The organism is Micromonospora tarensis (genome assembly GCF_016803395.1).
GTDB classification, from domain to species: domain Bacteria; phylum Actinomycetota; class Actinomycetes; order Mycobacteriales; family Micromonosporaceae; genus Micromonospora; species Micromonospora tarensis.
This window is the reverse complement of the sequence record NZ_JAEVHL010000051.1, coordinates 1-18,255: the sequence shown is the minus strand read 5'-3', so window position 1 is coordinate 18,255 and position 18,255 is coordinate 1. Positions and strand designations below refer to the sequence as shown.

Sequence of the window (18,255 nt, the reverse complement as noted above, 5' to 3'; positions counted from 1 at the left end):
CCGGTCCGAATGGCGTCTGTCAATCCGGGCGCTGGGCGGCAGAGCCGCCCCAACGCTGGGCGGCGAAGCCGCTCAGCGCTTCGCGAGCGCGTTGCGGGTCTCGTTGAGGCGGCGCAGGACGGTGCCGTCGTACAGGTCGGAGCCGACCCGCACGCTCACGCCACCCAGGACGTGGGGGTCGACCGTCTGCTTGACGGAGACCTCTCGACCGTATATCGCAGCGAGGCTCGCACCCAGCCGGCGCTCCTCCTCATCACTCAACGGGGCCGCCACGGTGACGTACGCCACCTGACGGTCCCGCCGCTCGGCGGCGAGTTCCACGAGCCGGGTGAGCGATCCGCTGAAGGAGCGCCCCCCGAAGCCGGACAGCGCCACCTCGATGAGGCGAACGGTGGCCAGGCGGGTCTTGCCGGCCAGTAGCTGGCCGACCAGGACTCCGCGCTGGTCCACCGGTGTCGCGGGGTTGGAAAGCACCGCCGAGAGCGCGGGCTCGCCAGCGACGATCTGCCCGAAGCGGAACAGCTCGTCCTCGACCTCGGCGAGGTCACCGGCGGCCTCGGTGCTGGCGAGCACCGCCTCCACACCGAGCCGCTCGACGCCGTCGAGCAACTCCGACGGCGTCGACCAACGGCCGGAGACCAACGCGGCGGTCAGGTCGAGCGCGCCGTCGCCGATCTTGCCACGCAGCATCCCGCCAAGCAGTTCGGCGCGGTCCGCGCCGGACCGGGCCGGGTCCGAGAGCGCCCGGCGCAGCCGCGGCTCCCGCCGCAGCAGCCCGGCAACGGCGAGCAGGTCGTTCGCGGTGTGTGCCACCGCGACCGCGTCATTGCCGCGGACGTACGCGTCGAGGTGCTCGGACGCGACCTTGTACGACTCCCGGCTGGCGGCCTGCATCAGCGGGCCCCCGTGCTTTCGAGACCGCTCAGGAACCGGTCCACGGTGCCCTTGCGGCGCGCCTCGTCGGCCAGCGACTCGCCAACGATCTTGCTGGCCAGGTCCACCGCGATCGTGCCGACCTCCGCGCGCAGCTCGCGCACGATGGTGGCCCGCTCGGCGGCGAGCGCGTCCTTGCCGGCCTGGATGACCCGGTCGGACTCTTCCCGCGCCTTGGCGAGGATGTCCTGCCGGATGCCCTCGGCGTCGGCCCGCGCGTCGTCACGGATCTTGGCGGCGTCGGTCCGGGCCTCAGCGAGCTGGGCACGGTACTGCTCGAGCAGCTGGTTCGCCTCGGCCTGGGCGGCCTCGGCGCGCTTGATGCCGCCCTCGATAGCGTCGACCCGCGCCTGGAACGTCTGCTCCATGCGCGGGAAGACGAACTTCATCAGCACGAAGCAGAGCACGGCGAAGGCCACCGAGCCGACCACGACCTCCTGCCAGAGCGGGATGATCGGGTTGTGGGTCGACTCACCACCCTCAGCGGCGAGGAAATACATGGTTACCTCCCGGTCAAAGGGTGGATCAGGCTGCGGAGCCGGCCCAGATGAAGCCGAAGGCGATGCCCAGCAGCGCGAGCGCCTCGATGACGGCGAAGCCGATCCAGACGTACGGCAGGGTCATCCGGGACGACTCCGGCTGGCGGGCCGTCGACTGGATGTAGGCAGCGAAGACCAGGCCAACGCCGATGCCCGGGCCGATGGCGGCGAGACCGTAGCCGATGGCAGCGGTGCTACCGGTGACCTCGGCGAGAACGCTAGCGTCCATTGGTGTGGTTCCTCCTGGTTATCACGCGTGACTCTCACGCGGGACGACAACGGTTGGTGCGGTGGATCAGTGCTCTTCGGCGAGCGCGCCCTGCACGTAGCTGGCGGTGAGGACGGTGAAGACGTATGCCTGCAGGCAGATCACCAGGAACTCGAGGAAGGTGAGCGCGATGGTCATCACCCAGGAGAGCACCGAAACGGGGGCCAGCCAGGCGTTGGCGCTCAGCATCGCGAAGCCGCCGAGCGTGAAGACCAGCAGGAGCATGTGACCGGCGAACATGTTCGCGAAGAGACGCACCGCGAGCGAGAACGGCCGGACGATGAAGGTCGAGAAGAGCTCGATCGGGATCAGCAGCGGCAGGATGTACCAGGGTGCCGGCGGGATCAACGAGTTCTTGAAGTATTTGACGAAGCCGTGCTGCTTGATGCCGATGTAGTTGAACAGCACGTAGCTGATGATCGCGAGGATCGCCGGGAAGGCGATGTGCGAGTTCGGCGAGATCTGGAAGAACGGGATGATCGCGAACGCGTTCGTCAGCAGCACGAAGCAGAACAGCGTGGTGAAGTAGGGGGCGAAGCGCACACCCGCGTGGCCGATCATGTCGACCGCGATGTTGTTGCGCACGAAGCCGTAGATCGACTCGGCGAACCACTGCTTCTTCGTCGGCACCAGCTGCGGGTTCCGATAGGTCGCCAGGAAGAAGATGATCAGGACGCCGACCGCGATCCAGACCATCGCCGTGATCTTGGTGAACCAGTAGGAGTCGTGCGCACCCCAGGGCAGGATGCTGGGCAGGTAGAAGTCTTCCACGCTGGGCGGGAATCCCGCCTGGCCCGCCGCCAGAACGTTCGCCTGTCCGAACACCGCGTCCCTTCCTAAGTAGGCGTGCCGAGCCGGCGGATGACCAGGATGATTCCCCCGGCCATACCGAGCACGACGCCGATCCCGGTGGCAACGCCGCCGGTGTCGAGCCACTGGTCAACCAGCCAGCCGATGAAACCCCACACGAGCATGCCTCCGATGAGGTAGCTGAGCGCGGTCCAACCCTGACCGGCGCCGGACGGATAGTCGTCCGGTTCACCGGCGGGACGGGGGGTTTGGTCACCAGCCATGACGGGGCGAACGATATCAGCCGGGAAGACGAGGCTGTGCCTCACCCCCCGCACAACCGTGGTTGTGTGGGCTTCTCGTGGGCGCCGTCGTCTGTGGGCACGCTACTCCCCTTCCGCCCGTCGGAAAATGACCGGTGGCCGACACATTGCCGCGCGTCCAACAAGTGGGACGAACGGCCGAAAGCCGGATCAGCTGTGCGGCCGACGGGCGTGCACCGTCGTCAGCCACCAGATGTGCACCGCCGTCCACACTGCCACCCCGGCGACGATGCCGAGGCAGAGCGGGATCAACCCGGGCCAACCGGTCGACGCCACCGCCACCATCACCACACCCAACAGTGTGAACTTCAGCGCGTACAGGCCCAGACCGAGCGGCAGCAGCAACTGCGGGTTGATCTGGTCGGCCCAGGCCAGGACCACCGTGGTGAGGGTGTAACTGAGCACTGTGACGCCCACGCCGGCCGCCGCACCGAACGCGGCCGTCACGCCGCCGGTCGCCAGACCCACCACAGCGGCGACCGCGGCCAACGCCAGCGACGCCCCCAACAGCACCGGCAGGTGGCGCAACCGCCAACGCCGGTCGGTGCCGGGCTCGACCACCCCGGGCTCAGCCACGGGGGTACGCCGGAAACGCCGCGACCAGCTCGGCCACCTCGGCGCCGAGCCGGGTCAGCTCGTCCGCGCCGCCCGCCGCACCGGGATCGGTGCGCACCGCCCGGGCGATCAGGGTGGCCACCTGCCGCAGCTCCCCCTCCCGCATCCCCTGGGTGGTGACGCTCGGCGTGCCCACCCGGATGCCGGAGGCCACCATCGGCGGCTGCGGGTCGTACGGGATGGCGTTCTTGTTCAGGGTGATCGACGCGGCGTCGCAGCGTCGCTCGGCCTCGGTGCCGGTCACCCCCAGCTCCCGCAGGTCGATCAGGGCGAGGTGGGTGTCGGTGCCACCGGAGACCGGGCGCATTCCCTCGTCGGCCAGCCCGGCGGCGAGCGCCTGGGCGTTGCTGATCACCTGCCGGGCGTACGTCTGGAACTCGGGCTGGGCGGCCTCGCGCAGCGCGACCGCCTTGGCCGCGACCGCGTGCATCAGCGGGCCGCCCTGGGTGAACGGGAAGACCGCCTTGTCGATCCGCTGGGCCAGCGACTCGCGGCAGAGGATCATGCCGCCACGTGGGCCGCGCAGCACCTTGTGGGTGGTGGCGCAGACGACGTCGGCGTACGGCACCGGGGACGGGATCGCCCGGCCGGCGACCAGGCCGATGAAGTGCGCCGCGTCCACCATCAGGTACGCGCCGACCTCGTCGGCGATCTCCCGGAACCGGGCGAAGTCGATCAGGCGCGGGTACGCGGTGGCCCCACAGATGATCAGCTTGGGTCGGTGCGCCCGCGCCAGGTCCCGTACCTCGTCGTAGTCGATCTGCTCGGTGTCCGGCCGGACCGGGTAGCCGACCGGGTGGAACCACTTGCCGGAGAAGTTCACCCGGCTGCCGTGGGTGAGGTGCCCGCCGTGCGGCAGGTCCATCGCCAGCACCGTGTCCCCCGGCTGCACCAGCGCGGCGTACGCGGCCAGGTTGGCGCTCGCCCCCGAGTGCGGCTGGAGGTTGGCGTGCTCGGCCCCGAACAGCTCCTTGGCTCGGGCGATGCCGATCTCCTCGGCGCGGTCCACCTCGGCGCAACCGCCGTAGTAGCGCCGGCCCGGGTAACCCTCGGCGTACTTGTTCGTCAGCGTCGAACCGAGCGCGGCCAGCACCGCCGGCGAGGTCAGGTTCTCGCTGGCGATCAGCTGCAGGCCGCCCCGCAACCGGTCCAGCTCACCGAGGACCACCCCGGCGATCTCCGGATCGGTGGCCCTGAGCTGCGCGAAATCCGGCCCCCAGAAGGTGCTCGTCTCGGTCTCCACAGCGAACGAGTCTAGGGGGCCGCACACTGGGACCCGTGAGATGCCTCGTCACCGGAGCCACCGGGTACATCGGCGGGCGGCTGACGCCGCTGCTGCTCGCCGACGGGCACAGCGTGCGCTGCCTGGCCCGTAAGGCGGTACGGCTGCGTGACGTCCCCTGGGCCGCCGCGGCGGAGATCGTCGAGGGGGACCTGAGCCGGCCGGAGACGCTGTCCGCCGCGTTCGCCGAGGTGGACGTCGCGTACTTCCTGGTGCACTCGCTCGGCCGGCCCGACTTCGAGGCGGCCGACCGGGCGGCGGCGACCAACTTCGCGGCGGCGGCGCGGGCCGCCGGCGTCCGCCGGATCGTCTACCTGGGCGGCCCGGAGCCGGCGTCCGACGCGGAGGTGCCCTCCCCGCACCTGCGCTCCCGCGCCGAGGTGGGCCGGATCCTGCTGGCCAGCGGGGTGCCCACGGCGGTGCTCCGCGCCGCGGTGATCATCGGCTCCGGCTCGGCGTCGTTCGAGATGCTGCGCTACCTGACCGAGCGGCTGCCCGCCATGGTCACCCCGCGCTGGGTCGGCAACCGGATCCAACCGATCGCGGTCCGGGACGTGCTGCGCTACCTGGCCGGTTGCGCGGACCTGCCGGCGGAGGTCAACCGGGGCTTCGACATCGGCGGGCCGGACGTGCTGACCTTCCGCGACATGATGCAGCGCTACGCGCGGGTGGCCGGGCTGCGGCGGCGGATCATCGTGCCGGTCCGCCCGCTCACCCCGTCGCTCTCGTCGCACTGGGTCGGTCTGATCACCCCGGTGCCGAACAGGATCGCCCGCCCGCTGGTGGAGAGCCTGATCCACGAGGCGGTCGCCCACGAACACGACATCGCCCGGTACGTGCCGGACCCGCCCGACGGGCTGACCGGCTTCGACGAGGCGGTGGCCCTGGCGCTGGCCAAGGTGCGCGACGCCCAGGTGGAGACCCGCTGGTCCACCGCGAGCGGCCCGGACGCGCCCGCCGAGCCGCTGCCCAGCGACCCGGACTGGTCCGGCGGCACCGCCTACACCGACGTCCGGGAGCGGACGGTGGACGCGCCACCGGCGGCGCTCTGGCGGGTCATCGAGGGCGTCGGCGGCGAACACGGCTGGTACTCGTTCCCGCTCGCCTGGTCGGTCCGGGGCTGGCTGGACCGGCTGGCCGGCGGGGTCGGGCTGCGGCGGGGCCGACGCGACCCGCACCGGCTCCAGGTCGGTGAGGCGCTGGACTTCTGGCGGGTCGAGGAGATTGTCCCGGGCGAGTTGCTGCGGCTGCGGGCCGAGATGCGACTGCCCGGGCGGGCCTGGCTGGAGATGCGGGTGCTGCCCGCCGAGGACGGCCGCAGCCGCTACCAGCAACGCGCCGTCTTCCTGCCGCGCGGGCTCAGCGGGCACGCCTACTGGGGATCGGTGGCCCCCTTCCACGCGGTGGTCTTCGGCGGAATGGCCCGCAACATCGCCCGCAACGCCGAACAAACCCGCTGACCGGCCGGCTCAGTTGCCGGTGCGGGCCGCGGTGACCTGGAAGGCGGTCCGCTCGCTCGGTGGGACGAAGTCGCGTACCGGTTGGTCGCGGAGGGCGACGGTGAGGACCTCGCCGACCGCCTTCACCATCTGGGCCTGCACCGCCTGACCGACCGCGTCCCGGGGATCGTCCGGGTTCGCCGCCATCGAGGCGACCGCGAGCTGCGGCGTGAAGGCCACCACCGTCTCCGTCTCGTACCGCTCCGAGCTGCCGGTCTTGCCCGCCACCGGTCGGCCGAGCTTCGCCCGCAGCCCGGGAGCGGTGGCACCGTCACACCGTCCGTACATCGACTGGTCGCCGACCGGGCAGCGGGCCGCGTCGGCGGCCGCCCGGGCCACGTCCGCGTCGAGCACCTGCCGGCAGTCCGGCTTGGCGGCGTCCACCGGGCGCGCCCGCATCGGTGATCGAGACCACCGGCAGCGGCGCGCACCAGGTCCCCTCGGCCGCCACCGTGGCGTACGCGGTGGCCAGGTCCAGCGGCGTGGTCGCGGCCACGCCCAGGGTGAACGGGCCCCAGTCCTTCGCGCCGTACCGGGCCAACCGGGCGTCCGCGTCGGCCCGCAGCACGATGCCGAGCCGTTCGGCCATCTCCACCACCCGGTCGCGCCGACCCGTTCGGTGAGCCAGGCGAAGTACGTGTTCACCGAGCGGCCGAACGCGGTCCACATGGTGCGGGGGCCATCCATCGACGATGGGCTGGCATTCGACGGACACCAACGACCGTCGCAGCTCGCCTCCCCGCTCACCGGGAACTGGGTGAGCAACTGCGTCGGCGCCACGAAGTCGGTCGACAGCGGAAGGCCGGACTCCAGCGCGGCCAGCATGGCGAAGAGCTTGAACGTGGAGCCACCCTGGTACCCGTCGATCGCGCCGCCACCGGCAATCAACTGGTTGACCGTGTTCGGGTGGTTCTTCTGCCCGACCGGGTTGTCCGCCACGCTGTAGACGCGGTTGACCGACATCGCCAGCACCCGGCCCGTGCCCGGCTGCACCACAGCGGTCGGCGCCGCGTCGGCCTTCGTGACCGGGTAGATCTTCAGCACCTGCTCGGTGGTCGCCCACTGCACCCCCGGGTCCAGCGACGACACGATGGAGAACCCGCCTCGGCGCAACGTGCGCTGCCGCTCGTCGGCGGTCGCGCCGAACGCGGACTGGTTGCTCCACCAGCGGGTGAACCAGTCGCAGAAGAAGCCCCAGTCGTTGTGCGTCTCGGGCACCGCCGTGCAGTCGTTCGGGGTCTCGCTGGGCTGCAACCGCAGCGGTTCGGCGCGCGCGGCCGCCGCCTCCTCCGGCGGCACCTGCCCGGTCTCCGCCAGCCGCTCCAACACGTACGACCGTCGGGTCAACGCGCTGTCGGCGTCACCGTTGATCGGGTCGTCGCTGTCCGGCGAGCGCACCAGGCCGGCCAGCAGCGCCGCCTGGGCCAGGGTCAGCTCGGCCGGGGACCGGGAGAAGTAGCGCTTGCTGGCCGCCGCGATCCCGTACGCCCCGGCGCCGAAGTAGGCGATGTTGAGATAGCGGGTCAGGATCTCGTCCTTGTCGAGTTCCCGCTCCAACGCGAGCGCGTACCGCATCTCCTGGAGTTTGCGGACGGTGGTGAGTTCGGTGGCGGCCGCCCGCTGCGTCTCGGTCAGCCGGGGGTCGTTGCTGAGCACGTTGCGGACGTACTGCATGGTCAGGGTGGAAGCGCCCTGCCGGGTCTGGCCGTCGCGCTTGTTCACGGTGAACGCGCGCACCACGCCCCGCAGGTCCACCCCGCTGTGCTGGTAGAACCGGACGTCCTCGGCCGCGATGATCGCCCGGCGCATCACCGGGGCCACCTCGTGCAGTGGCACGTCCACCCGGTCCTCCTGGTAGAAGGAGGTGATCAGGGTGGTGCCGTCGTTGGCGTAGAGGTTGGAGCGCTGGGCGGTGGGCGGCGTACGGAGCGTGTTCGGCAGCTCCGAGTACGGCGTCGACAGGGCACTGAAGCCGATCCCGAAGACCAGGGCGGCGGGTAGGGCGGCCGCGGCCAGCGCCAGTCCGGCCAGCACTCCGGCGATCACCACGGTCAGCAGTTTGTCGAGTTGGGCCCGGATCATCAGCTCTCCCCGCAGGAGCCGGTCACGCTAGGACCCGTTCAGAATGACCCGGAACACCCCGTTAGCCCCGGGTTTTCCCCAAACCCGGAGGAAACTCGCACCGCGCTCAGGGCAGCAGTGCGGCAGCCAGCGGGAGAACCGTCTCCTCGATCTCGTCGGCCACCCTGGTGAAGCACTGGTCGCCGCGACCCCACGGGTCGTCCAGGTCATCGGTGGGCAGCGCCGAGGCCCCCAACCGCGCGTCGTGCGCCGCCGCCACCAGGGCCACCCCCCGGGCGTACACCGCCTCCGGGGTCGCGTCGTCCGACGGCAACGCGGCGGCGTCCACCGCGGCCATCAGTCGACCGAACTCACCCAGCACGAACGTGCGGGCCGCCGCGTCCGGCCGGAGCGCCACCACGTACTCCTGCTGATCGGCCGTGGCGGTCAGCACCAGGTCGGCGGCGTCGATGTGGTCCGAACGCAGCTTGCGGGCGGCGAACCCCGCCACCTCCCCGCCCCGGCTGGTGACCTGCCGGGCCGCCGGCGGGTTCATCTCCTCGCCCGCGTGCCAACCACCAGTGCCGGCGCTGTGGCTGTGCACCAGCTCCTCAGCCCGGGCCGGGTCCTGCGCGCGCCGCGTCAGCCGCTCCCGCACCGCCAGGGCGAGTAGCCGCTCCGCCATCGGTGAGCGGCAGATGTTGCCCATGCAGACGTGCAGGACCGTGAACGGTGGCACTCAGACCGCCCGACCGTCGATGAGGTCCGGAACCACGTCACGCAGCTTCTCCAGGGGGATCGCCCCGGCCCGCAGCAACTGCGGCACCTCACCGGTCAGGTCCACGATCGTGCTGGGCACCGGGTCCGGGCAGGGCCCGGCCTCCAGGTACGCCCGCACCGAGTAGCTGAGCTGGTCACGTGCCTCCTCGGCGGTGACCGCGGCGGGCTGGCCGGTCTTGTTGGCCGACGAGACCGCCATCGGACCGGTCTCGCGCAGCACCTCCAACGCCACCGGGTGCAGCGGCATCCGCACCGCCACCGTGCCCGTCTTGTCGCCCAGGTCCCACTGCAGGCTCGGTGAGTGCTCGACCACGATCGTCAGAGCGCCCGGCCAGAACGCCTCCACCAGGTCCCGGGCGGCGGTGGGCAGCGAGAAGACCAGCCCGTCCAGGGTGTGCCGCGAGCCGATCAGCACCGGCGGGGGCATCTGCCGACCCCGGCCCTTGGCATCCAGCAGCGCCTTCACCGCGTACGGGGTGAAGCGTCCGCGCCGATCCCGTACACCGTGTCCGTCGGAAGGACGACCAGCTCGCCGTTCTTGACCGCCTCGATAGCCGCAGCGATGCCGCGGTCCCGATCGGCGGGCGACCGGCAGTCGTAGAGCATCACGAGGAGTCAGTCTGCCACGCCGCCCCGATCGGGGCGTGTCGGCCGTCCGCCCGTCGGGACGCGGTGGCGAAGCGGGGACGTCCGGTGAGGTCCCGATGGTCGGTGACAGCGGTGAAGCGGCCGTCCCCGGCGAGCAGGCCGGGCACCGCCGCGCCGTGCGTGTCGTCGTGCTCGACCCCGAACACGCCATCCGGGCGCAGCAGCGCCCCCGCGCGGCTGACCACCGGCCGGATCACCGCCAGACCGTCGGTGCCACCGAAGACCGCCTCCGCCGGGTCGTGCCCGGCCACCTCCGGCGGGACCACCACGTCGTCCGGCACGTACGGCGGGTTGCAGAGCAGCACGTCCACCCGACCCACCAGGTCCGCCAGCAGCTCCGGCGCGGTCACGTCGGCCTCGACCACCTCGATCGGCCGGTCCCCCGCGGCGGCCCGCTCGGCCGCGTTGCGCCGCAGCCACCCCAGCGCCGCCGGGGACCGCTCCACCGCGATCACCCGCGCCCCGGGCAGCTCCTGGGCCACCGCCAGCGCGATCGCCCCCGAGCCGCTGCACAGGTCCACCACCACCGGGTCGGCCGGCCCCGCGCCTGGTCGACGCCCCAGCCGGCCAGCAGCTCCGTCTCCGGCCGGGGCACGAAGACGCCCGGGCCGACCGACAACTCCAGGTGCCGGAACCCGGCCCGACCGGTCAGGTGCTGCAACGGCTCGTGCGCGGCGCGCCGCCGGGTCAGCCCGTCGAGCCGCGCCAGCTGGTCGGCGCTGAGGTCGTCGGCGAGCGCCAGCCGACCCCGGGGAACCCCCAGCACGTACGCCGCCAACAGCTCGGCCTCCACCCGGGCCGAGGCAATCCCGGCGGCGGTGAGCGCGCGGGTGGCTCGGGCCACCGCCGCGGACGGCCGGATCGGGCCTGTCCCTTCGGGGGGGTGTTGCGGCAAAGTACTCACGACATAATCATGGGGCGTCACGGACGACGTGACGAACGGTGCGCGCCGGCGCACACGACAGGAGGTTGGCGGGTGGGCTGGCTCGACCGGGTCGATGACCAGGTTGACGCGCTCACGCACGCCCGGGCGTTGCAGGAGGCCAGTCGTTCCGCGGAGGCGTACGTTCTGCTGGAACGTGTGATCCGCACCACGACCGACCCGGCGGCACGAGCGGACGCGCTGGTGCAGCGTCTCTCCGCGCTGATCAATCTCGGTCGCACAGCGGAGTTCACCCGGGCCATCGAAGAGGCCTCGGCGGCGGTCCGCGACCTCGCCGAGCCCTACCTGCACGGCCACCTCAACGCGCTGGCCGCGCTCGCCGCGCACCACCAGGGCGCACTGGACCGCTGTGTCATGCACCTCGTCCGGGCCGCCCGGGCCCTGGGGGCGGTGGCGACCCGGACCGGGACACCGCCTGGGGCTGGCACGACCTGGCCATGGCCTACAGCTACCTCAGCTTTCACGGGTACGCCCTGGGCGCCATCGAGCGGGCCCGGCAGCTCGGGGTGACCGCCGGTATCCCCGAGGAGACGTTCGCCGCGCCGGGCATCCGGCTGCGCAACGCGGTGGCCCTGGACCACAACGGCGACAGCGACGGCTGCCTGCGGGTGCTCCGCGACGTCGCCGCCGACCTGGACCGCTTCGTGCACGCCGGGCGGGCCGGGCAGCTACGGCCGAGCAGCCTGGCCGCCTACGGCTACGCGGCGGCCCGGCAGGCGGCGCTCGGCGACCAGGTGGTGGTCAACGGCACCGAGCCGGCCCGGTTGCTCACCCACGGCGGGGACAGCGCCCGCGTCCGCGACCTGCGTCAGCTCGGGCAGGTGTGCCTCGCCGTCGCCGACGGGCGGCCGATCGAGGCGGTCACCCGGTTGGACACCGTCCAGGTGTCAAACGAGACGCTCGGGGCCGCCGAGCCGGCCCGGCTGCGCAGCATCGCGCTGACCCGGGCCGGGGACCACCTGGCGGCGCACCGCGCCGACCGGCTGGCGTTCCGGCTCGCCGCCCAGCGCAACGACCGGCTGCGGGACGTCTACATCGACGGGATCGCCGCCCGGATCGACCACGAGGAGATGCGCCGCGAGGCGGCGCGGTTCGAGGGCGAGGCGCTGACCGACCCGCTCACCGGGCTGCCCAACCGCCGCCGGCTGGAGCGGTACATCACCGCCGTGGTCACCCGGGGTGAGCGGGTGGTGATCGGCGTCTGCGACCTGGACGGCTTCAAGGCGGTCAACACCCGGCACGGGCACCACTCCGGCGACCTGGTGCTGCAACGGATCGCCGGGGTGATCAACCGGGTGATGCGCCGTGGTGACTTCGTGGCCCGCTACGGCGGTGACGAGTTCGTGGTGGTGCTGCCGGACACCGGCATGGCCGAGGCCGACGAGGTGGCCCGCCGGATCGAGTCCGCGGTCCGGCTCGAGGACTGGGAGTCACTGGTGCCGGGGACTCCGGTCGGGGTGAGCATCGGCTTCGCGGAGGTCTCCGGCGGCAGCGGGCTGCGCGACGCGCTCAGCGTCGCCTTCGAGCAGGCCGACCGGGCGATGCTGCTCGCCAAGACCCGGCCCCGCGCGAGCTGACCACCCGCGCGGTCAGCGGCGGGCCAGCTCGCTGTCGCCGGCCAGTCGCGCGGCCCGGTCGGCCTCGCTGAGGGCGTCCAGCACCCCGTCCAGGTCACCGCCGAGCGCCAGGTCCAGGTTGTACGCGGTGTAGCCGATCCGGTGGTCGGTGATCCGGTTCTGCGGGAAGTTGTAGGTGCGGATCCGCTCCGAGCGGTCCACCGTGCGCACCTGGGCCTTGCGGGCGTCCGAGGCGGCCGCGTCGGCCTGCTCCTGGGCGGCGGCGAGCAGCCGGGCCCGCAGGATCCGCATCGCCTGCTCCCGGTTCTGCAACTGGGACTTCTCGTTCTGGCAGGAGACGACGATGCCGGTCGGCACGTGGGTGATCCGCACCGCCGAGTCGGTGGTGTTCACCGACTGGCCTCCCGGGCCGGACGAGCGGAACACGTCGATGCGCAGGTCGTTCTGGTCGATCGTGACGTCGACGTCCTCGGCCTCCGGCAGCACCAGCACCCCGGCGGCGCTGGTGTGGATCCGGCCCTGCGACTCGGTCACCGGGACGCGCTGCACCCGGTGCACGCCGCCCTCCCACTTGAGCCGCGACCAGACGCCGTTGCCACCGTCCGGCACGCCCTTGGTCTTGATCGACAGGGAGACGTCCTTGACTCCACCGAGGTCGGAGTCCTGCGCGTCGATCACCTCGGTGACCCAGCCGTGGCGTTCGGCGTACCGGGTGTACATCCGCAGCAGGTCGCCGGCGAACAGCGCGGACTCCTCACCGCCCTCACCGGCCTTGATCTCGACGATCACGTCCTTGGCGTCGTGCGGGTCACGCGGGATGAGCAGTTCGGCGAGGCGCTCCTCCAGCACCGGCAGGGACCCGGCGATGGATTCCGCCTCGGAGGCGAAGGAGGGATCCTCGGCGGCCAACTCGCGCGCCGCGGCCAGATCGGCGCGCGCCTGCTCCAGCTCGCCGGCCGCCTTGTGCAGCGGCACCAGCTCCGCGTACCGACGACCGATCCGGCGCGCGGTGGCCTGGTCGGCGTGGATCGCCGGGTCGGCCAGCCGCTTCTCCAGCTCCGCGTACTCGTCGAGAAGGCCGGCCAGACGCTCGCTGCTCATGCTGCGGATGCTCCTTCGAGGGTGCGGCGCCGGCCGGGCCAGGCGAAAAACCGGGTGGAACGCGGACGGCGCCCGGGTCCGGGGTAAACCGGACGCGGGCGCGAACGTGGAGTTACTTGGCCTTCTTGGCCTGAACCTTGGCGTACTTCTGCTGGAACTTCGCGACCCGGCCGGCGGTGTCGAGAACGCGCTGCTTACCGGTGTAGAACGGGTGGCAGGCGCTGCAGGTCTCGACGTGGATCGCCCCGCCCTTGGCGGTGCTGCGGGTCGTGAACGTGTTGCCACAGGAGCAGCTGACCTCGGTGGTCGTGTACTCCGGGTGGATGTTTGCCTTCATCTCGCCTCGGTCCTCTCGTTGGTGGTCGCCGGGTCGCCGTCATCGCTCGTCGCGCCGTACGCGACGGGCTCGGGCGTGAACCGGAACCGGTGGCCGATTGACCAGTGTGCCATGGGCCGGAGCCGACCCGGCAATCGGGCCGCACACCTCGTCCGGCATCGTCAACACGCGCCTCCCGGTGCGCATTCCCGCCGTCCGGCGGGGCATTCGTCCAGCCGGCGGCCTCGCCGCCGGGTACCCCGCCGGGGGTACGCCCGTCGAACCGGAGGTGCATCGATGACCCGCCTGATCGTCACCCGAGGGCTGCCCGCCTCGGGCAAGACGACGTTCGCCCGCACCCTCCAGCCGTCCGTCGTTCGGGTCAACCGGGACGACCTGCGCCGGATGCTGCACGGCGAGCGGCTCTTCACGCAGTGGGCCGAGGCGCAGGTGACCACCGTGCAACGGGCCCAGGTCGAGGCGTTGCTGCGGGCCCGGGCGGACGTCTGCGTGGACGACACCAACCTGCGCTCGCGGACCCTGCGCGACTGGGCCGACCTGGCCGCCCGGCACGGCGCGGAGTTCGAGGTGCACGACTTCACCGACGTACCAGTGGACGAGTGCCTGCGCCGCGACGCCGCCCGCCCGGCGGCCGAGCAGGTCGGCGCGGACGCCATCCGCCGGCTGCACGAGCGCTACCTGGCGGGACGGACGCTGCCGCTGCCGGTGCCGCAGGCCCGCACCGGCCGGCCGGCCGCCGTGCACCCGCCGTCGGCGGAACCGCCGGAGATCGTCCTGGTGGACATCGACGGCACCGTCGCACTGGCCGTGTCCCGCAGCCCGTACGACATGACCCGGGTGGGTGACGACCAGCCGAACTTGGCGGTGATCGCGGCGGTCCGGGCGATGCACGCCGCCGGCTACGGGGTGGTCTTCTGCTCGGGGCGGGACGCCTCCGCCCGCGCCGGCACCGAGGCCTGGTTGGCCCGGCACGTCCGGGTCCCCTACCTCGGCCTGCACCTGCGGGCGTCGGCGACTCCCGGAAGGACTCGGTCGTCAAGCGGGAGATCTACGACCGGGAGATCCGGGACCGCTACCGGGTGGTCGGTGTGTTCGACGACCGGGTCCAGGTGGTGCGGATGTGGCGGGACCTCGGTCTCACCGTGTTCCAGGTGGCCGAGGGCGACTTCTGAGGTACGCCCGGACGGGCCCCCGCGCTGGAGGCCCGTCCGGGCGGTTCACCGGGTGACGGTGATGGTGGCCTCGGCGAGGACGCCGTTGACGGCGACGGTGAGGCGCACCGGGGCGCCGGGCCGCAGTGCGGTCAGGGTGCCGGTGGCCGGGTCGAAGCGGGCCGTGTGCCAGGGCCGCACCCCGGCCGCCGCGCCGATGTGCACCCCGGGCGAGGCGGACCAGTCGGCGCTTACCGGTGCGGCCACCGGGACGGTACGCCCGCCTGGTTGGGTGAGCGTGGCGGTGACCGTCGCCGGGGTGCCGACCGGCACGCTGGCCGGGGCGCTCAGCGCGAGCCGGTCCACGTGGGCGTGGAACTCCGCGTCCACCCAGGGTGGCCCCTCGGCGAGCGGGTCGCGGCGGGCCCGGTCGGCCTCGGCCGGAGTGACCGGGTCGACACCGAACTCCGTCCAGCCGGTGAAGCCGCCCTGCTCGGCGGGGGTGGACGGGGTCTTGCCCGCGTTGCCGTTGATCACGTACGGCACTCCGTCCACCCGGTCGGCGTGGAACGTGCCGACGTGCCCGCCCACGAAGAGCGCGCCCTTGCCGGTGCGGTGCTGGAAGTCGGCCAGCCACTGCTCCAGCAGCGCCGCCTCCTTGCGGTCGGTGAGCTGGCTGGCCTTCGCCGGGCTGGGGTCCCGCGCCGGATGGTGGTGCAGGACGACGACCGAGCCGACCCGCCGGTCGGTGGCCGCCGCGTCCAGCGTCTCGCGCAGCATCCGCACCTGGTCGAAGCCGCCGCCGCGCAGTGTCCCGGTGGACGAGTTCAGCGTGACGAAGCGGGTGCCGTTGTGGTCGAACACCCGGGAGGTGGCACCGAACGCCGCCGCGAAGTTGCTGATCGGGGCGCCCATGATCTCGTGGTTGCCGGGCACGTAGTACCAGGGCAGCCCGTCGCCCAACTCCTCGTCGAGGATCCGCTTGGCCAGCGCGAAGTCGGCCGGGTAGGCGGTGTCCACGAAGTCGCCGTTGATCAGCAGGAAGTCCGGCCGGGCCGCCTTCACCTCGCGCAACGTCCGGCGGGCCTGGGCGACCAGGTCGCTGTCCGGGTCGGCGGCGACGAACTGCGCGTCGGAGAGCACCGCGAACCGCCAGGGTGCGCCGTCCACCGTGCCGTCGCGGACCACCACCCGGTCGGTACGCGGGGCCACCGCCGGCACCTCGACAGTGGGCGGCACCTTCGCCACCAGGTCGTCGATGATCACCTCGCTGGTGTACTGGGCGGCGGCGTTCGTCTCGGCCACGTAGAAGCGACGCACCCGCACCGGATACTGCACCCCGGCGGGCACCGCGAACTCCACGTACCGCCAGCCGGTCCAGGTGATCAGCGGGCCGCGCAGCACGTGCTGGGTGTCCTGGGCGTCGTGCAGGTGCAGGCTGGGCCACTCGCCGGTGCCGTTGCCGTGGATCCACATGCCGAACGCCTGCGGCTGGCCGGGCACCTCGATCCAGGCGGGCGGGTCGGCGTACCCGGCCCGGGTGCCGGTGGACTGGCTGAAGTCGTACGACATCCGCAGGCCGGTGCCGGTGTGCCCGGGGGCCGGCGCGACCGACCCGCTGGCCCGGGCCTGGCTGAACCGCCAGGACGCGGCGTCGTCGAAGCCGGCGACGGGCACGTCGGTCAGTCCGACGGTGACCGGCAGGACGGTGCTCTGCCGTCCCACGTGGACGGTCACCAGGGCCGAGCCGGTGTCCCGCAGCGCGGTGACGGTCAGGTTGCCGTCGCCGGTGGGGCTGATCCGCAGCAGGTCCCGGTCGTAGTCGACTGTCACGTCGCCGGGCTCGATCGGCGCGGTGTTGCCCTCGGCGTCGTACCCGACCACGCCGACCACTGCGTTGCCGTCGCGGCCGGTGAGGCCGACCCGCGGCACGGTGGTGCCGACCCGGGCCAGCGGGCCGAGCACCGTGAGGTTCAGCGAGCCGGTGGCCCGGCCCCGCGCGGCGGTGATCGTGCTGGCCCCCGGCGCGCCGGCGTGGAACACGCCGTGGCTGTCGACTCGGCCGCGTGCCGCCGGGGTGGCCCGCCAGGTGGGCGCGCCGGCCGCCGGGCCGTACGTCTCGTCGTAGCCGGCGGCGGTGAGGGTACGGGTCAGTCCGGGGAAGACCCGGTCGGGCCGGCCACCGCGCACCGGCGAGACGCCCGGGGCGGCGGTGGGGTCGCTTGCCGTCTCGACCCAGTAGCCGGTGAGCCGGCCGCTGCCCTTCGGCGCGTAGATCGCCAGGCCGTTGGGCACGGCCCGTTCGCTGCCGTCGGAGGGGCCGTTCTCCACCCGCACGGCGGATCCGCCCGGCTCGCGGGCCAGCAGCGTGGACGAGCCGCCACCGTCCAGGTTGAGCGCGTGGGCGGCGCCCAGCTCGGCCATCATCCGGCCCATCTCGGTCTGGGTGACGCCTCGGCTGTCGACCTGCCGACCGTCCACCGTCAACATGATCATTTTGCCACCGTCGGCGCTGAAGCCGACCGAGGTGCGCGGGGCCAGCGTGGGATCGGCGATGCTCTGCACGACGCCGTCGCGGACCAGGACGTTCCCGCCACCGACCGCCACGCGCAGGTCGCTGCCGTCGGACGGCTTCGGCCGCCAGGCCACCGTCACCGGGTCACCGGGGCGGAGCCCGGCGAGGGCGTCCGCGCCGGCGTCACGGCCGAGCAGCACGGTGCTGCCGGCGACGATCGGGCCGCTGCCGGCCGCGTCCGTCACCGCGGCCACCCGACCGCCGGTCACGGTGACCTCGACCACCCGGGTCGCGCCCTCGACGGCACGCTGCCGGGAGTACGTCCCCCACAGCTCGGTGAACGCGCCGATGCCGTCGGCCTGCACCAGGTTGTTGAACTGGGTCAGCGGGACCGGCCCGGTGGGCAGGGTGGCGGTGCCGTCGAAGTTCACCTCGATCACCCGGCCGAGCCTGTTCGCCGTGATCGCCACCGCGTTGCGGTGGCCGCTGACCGCCGACTGGATCAGCTCGCCGTCGCGAACACCGACACCCTGCGCGGCGCCCGAGTTGTTGATGTCGAAGAAGTCGCCGTTCACCGCGGCGACGCGCGCGAGTCGTCCACCGCCGTACGCAGTGGCTCGGCCCGGCTGACCGCGCCGGAGTTGACGTAGTCGACGGTGGCGCCACCGGCGAGGTCGGTGGTGAGCGCGTCGGCACGCAGCCAGCCCTCGGCGTCGTACCTGTCGAAGGAGGTGAGCTGCACGCCCGGCGCGACCGGCCGGGTGGTCTTCGCGGTCTCCAGGCCGCCGGCCGGCTCCAGACCACCAGCGGCGGTGGCCGGCGCGGTCGCGGCGGTCGGGTCGGCGGCCAGGCTGACCGAGCCGTCCGTCCGGGACGACGCGGGCGGCGCGTCCT

Annotated in this window: 14 protein-coding genes and 6 pseudogenes; 4 read left to right on the top strand and 16 right to left on the bottom strand. The window is 72.7% G+C overall.

Annotated features, from left to right (window positions below; all coding sequences use genetic code 11):
* Positions 1-72: 72 nt before the first annotated feature.
* The 7 genes from JM949_RS13265 to JM949_RS13235 all read right to left on the bottom strand — a co-directional run bounded on the left by JM949_RS13265 (position 73) and on the right by JM949_RS13235 (position 4,710).
* Positions 73-894 carry a F0F1 ATP synthase subunit delta gene (locus JM949_RS13265; protein WP_203148801.1) on the bottom strand — a complete coding sequence of 274 codons (822 nt, stop codon included), beginning with the start codon at positions 892-894 and terminating at the stop codon, positions 73-75.
* The gene (locus JM949_RS13260; protein WP_145779209.1) at positions 894-1,433 is read right to left on the bottom strand and encodes a F0F1 ATP synthase subunit B; all 540 of its coding nucleotides are present in this window, start codon (positions 1,431-1,433) and stop codon (positions 894-896) included. The genes JM949_RS13265 and JM949_RS13260 overlap by 1 nt, the downstream gene beginning before the upstream one ends.
* A 25-nt stretch (positions 1,434-1,458) precedes the next feature.
* Complete coding sequence (locus JM949_RS13255) at positions 1,459-1,701, bottom strand: ATP synthase subunit c family protein (RefSeq protein WP_130404096.1); 243 nt, start codon at positions 1,699-1,701, stop codon at positions 1,459-1,461.
* 66 nt (positions 1,702-1,767) lie between these two features.
* Positions 1,768-2,565 carry a F0F1 ATP synthase subunit A gene (gene atpB, locus JM949_RS13250; RefSeq protein WP_203148799.1) on the bottom strand — a complete coding sequence of 266 codons (798 nt, stop codon included), beginning with the start codon at positions 2,563-2,565 and terminating at the stop codon, positions 1,768-1,770.
* Positions 2,566-2,576: 11 nt separating this feature from the next.
* The gene (locus JM949_RS13245) at positions 2,577-2,813 is read right to left on the bottom strand and encodes an AtpZ/AtpI family protein (protein WP_196929737.1); all 237 of its coding nucleotides are present in this window, start codon (positions 2,811-2,813) and stop codon (positions 2,577-2,579) included.
* 189 nt (positions 2,814-3,002) lie between these two features.
* Positions 3,003-3,428, bottom strand: coding sequence for a hypothetical protein (locus tag JM949_RS13240; RefSeq protein WP_203148798.1), 426 nt, complete (start codon positions 3,426-3,428; stop codon positions 3,003-3,005).
* Positions 3,421-4,710, bottom strand: a complete 1,290-nt coding sequence (locus tag JM949_RS13235; RefSeq protein WP_203148795.1) for a serine hydroxymethyltransferase — start codon at positions 4,708-4,710, stop codon at positions 3,421-3,423. The genes JM949_RS13240 and JM949_RS13235 overlap by 8 nt, the downstream gene beginning before the upstream one ends.
* A 35-nt stretch (positions 4,711-4,745) precedes the next feature.
* On the opposite strand from JM949_RS13235, the gene JM949_RS13230 reads away from it, so the two are divergent.
* A complete protein-coding gene (locus JM949_RS13230) occupies positions 4,746-6,209 on the top strand; it encodes an SDR family oxidoreductase (protein ID WP_203148793.1) in 1,464 nt (487 codons plus the stop codon).
* A 9-nt stretch (positions 6,210-6,218) separates the two neighbouring features.
* On the opposite strand, the pseudogene JM949_RS13225 reads toward JM949_RS13230, so the two are convergent.
* From JM949_RS13225 to prmC, 4 genes and pseudogenes are all read right to left on the bottom strand, one after another.
* Positions 6,219-8,330 (bottom strand): annotated as a pseudogene (locus JM949_RS13225) (transglycosylase domain-containing protein).
* 106 nt (positions 8,331-8,436) lie between these two features.
* Positions 8,437-9,048, bottom strand: coding sequence for an arsenate reductase/protein-tyrosine-phosphatase family protein (locus tag JM949_RS13220; RefSeq protein WP_203148790.1), 612 nt, complete (start codon positions 9,046-9,048; stop codon positions 8,437-8,439).
* A pseudogene (locus tag JM949_RS13215) lies at positions 9,049-9,708 on the bottom strand (L-threonylcarbamoyladenylate synthase). It lies immediately after the preceding gene.
* A 34-nt stretch (positions 9,709-9,742) separates the two neighbouring features.
* Positions 9,743-10,641: pseudogene (gene prmC, locus JM949_RS13210) on the bottom strand (peptide chain release factor N(5)-glutamine methyltransferase); the annotation flags it as partial.
* Positions 10,642-10,713: 72 nt separating this feature from the next.
* On the opposite strand from prmC, the pseudogene JM949_RS13205 reads away from it, so the two are divergent.
* Positions 10,714-12,257: pseudogene (locus tag JM949_RS13205) on the top strand (diguanylate cyclase domain-containing protein).
* A 12-nt stretch (positions 12,258-12,269) separates the two neighbouring features.
* On the opposite strand, the gene prfA reads toward JM949_RS13205, so the two are convergent.
* Together prfA and rpmE are read right to left on the bottom strand one after the other, a co-directional pair.
* Positions 12,270-13,358 (bottom strand): peptide chain release factor 1, encoded by a 1,089-nt coding sequence (prfA, locus tag JM949_RS13200; protein WP_203148788.1) that lies wholly within the window; start codon positions 13,356-13,358, stop codon positions 12,270-12,272.
* 112 nt (positions 13,359-13,470) lie between these two features.
* Positions 13,471-13,695 carry a 50S ribosomal protein L31 gene (gene rpmE / locus JM949_RS13195; protein WP_088987870.1) on the bottom strand — a complete coding sequence of 75 codons (225 nt, stop codon included), beginning with the start codon at positions 13,693-13,695 and terminating at the stop codon, positions 13,471-13,473.
* 111 nt (positions 13,696-13,806) lie between these two features.
* On the opposite strand from rpmE, the pseudogene JM949_RS36975 reads away from it, so the two are divergent.
* Positions 13,807-14,331 (top strand): annotated as a pseudogene (locus tag JM949_RS36975) (AAA family ATPase); the annotation flags it as partial.
* A gap of 38 nt (positions 14,332-14,369) precedes the next feature.
* On the opposite strand, the gene JM949_RS36970 reads toward JM949_RS36975, so the two are convergent.
* Positions 14,370-14,525 carry a hypothetical protein gene (locus JM949_RS36970; protein WP_238433090.1) on the bottom strand — a complete coding sequence of 52 codons (156 nt, stop codon included), beginning with the start codon at positions 14,523-14,525 and terminating at the stop codon, positions 14,370-14,372.
* Between JM949_RS36970 and JM949_RS40170 the strand changes: the two are divergent.
* Positions 14,473-14,867, top strand: a pseudogene (locus tag JM949_RS40170) (phosphatase domain-containing protein). The gene JM949_RS36970 and the pseudogene JM949_RS40170 sit on opposite strands and share 53 nt — an antisense overlap.
* Positions 14,868-14,912: 45 nt before the next feature.
* On the opposite strand, the gene JM949_RS13185 reads toward JM949_RS40170, so the two are convergent.
* Together JM949_RS13185 and JM949_RS36965 are read right to left on the bottom strand one after the other, a co-directional pair.
* Positions 14,913-17,936: a phosphodiester glycosidase family protein gene (locus JM949_RS13185; protein ID WP_309232149.1), complete on the bottom strand. Its 3,024-nt coding sequence runs from the start codon at positions 17,934-17,936 to the stop codon at positions 14,913-14,915.
* Positions 17,933-18,255, bottom strand: a 323-nt coding sequence (locus JM949_RS36965; RefSeq protein ID WP_238433089.1) for a hypothetical protein, incomplete at its 5' end; no start/stop codon positions are given. The genes JM949_RS13185 and JM949_RS36965, both read right to left, overlap by 4 nt.

What these genes read in the sequence shown, in the direction of transcription:
- prfA (WP_203148788.1), bottom strand. Translation starts at nt 13,358, where the DNA reads ATGAGCAGCGAGCGTCTGGCCGGCCTTCTCGACGAGTACGCGGAGCTG.
- JM949_RS13265 (WP_203148801.1), bottom strand. Translation starts at nt 894, where the DNA reads ATGCAGGCCGCCAGCCGGGAGTCGTACAAGGTCGCGTCCGAGCACCTC.
- rpmE (WP_088987870.1), bottom strand. Translation starts at nt 13,695, where the DNA reads ATGAAGGCAAACATCCACCCGGAGTACACGACCACCGAGGTCAGCTGC.
- JM949_RS13245 (WP_196929737.1), bottom strand. Translation starts at nt 2,813, where the DNA reads ATGGCTGGTGACCAAACCCCCCGTCCCGCCGGTGAACCGGACGACTAT.
- JM949_RS36970 (WP_238433090.1), bottom strand. Translation starts at nt 14,525, where the DNA reads ATGTCGTACGGGCTGCGGGACACGGCCAGTGCGACGGTGCCGTCGATG.
- JM949_RS13255 (WP_130404096.1), bottom strand. Translation starts at nt 1,701, where the DNA reads ATGGACGCTAGCGTTCTCGCCGAGGTCACCGGTAGCACCGCTGCCATC.
- JM949_RS13260 (WP_145779209.1), bottom strand. Translation starts at nt 1,433, where the DNA reads ATGTATTTCCTCGCCGCTGAGGGTGGTGAGTCGACCCACAACCCGATC.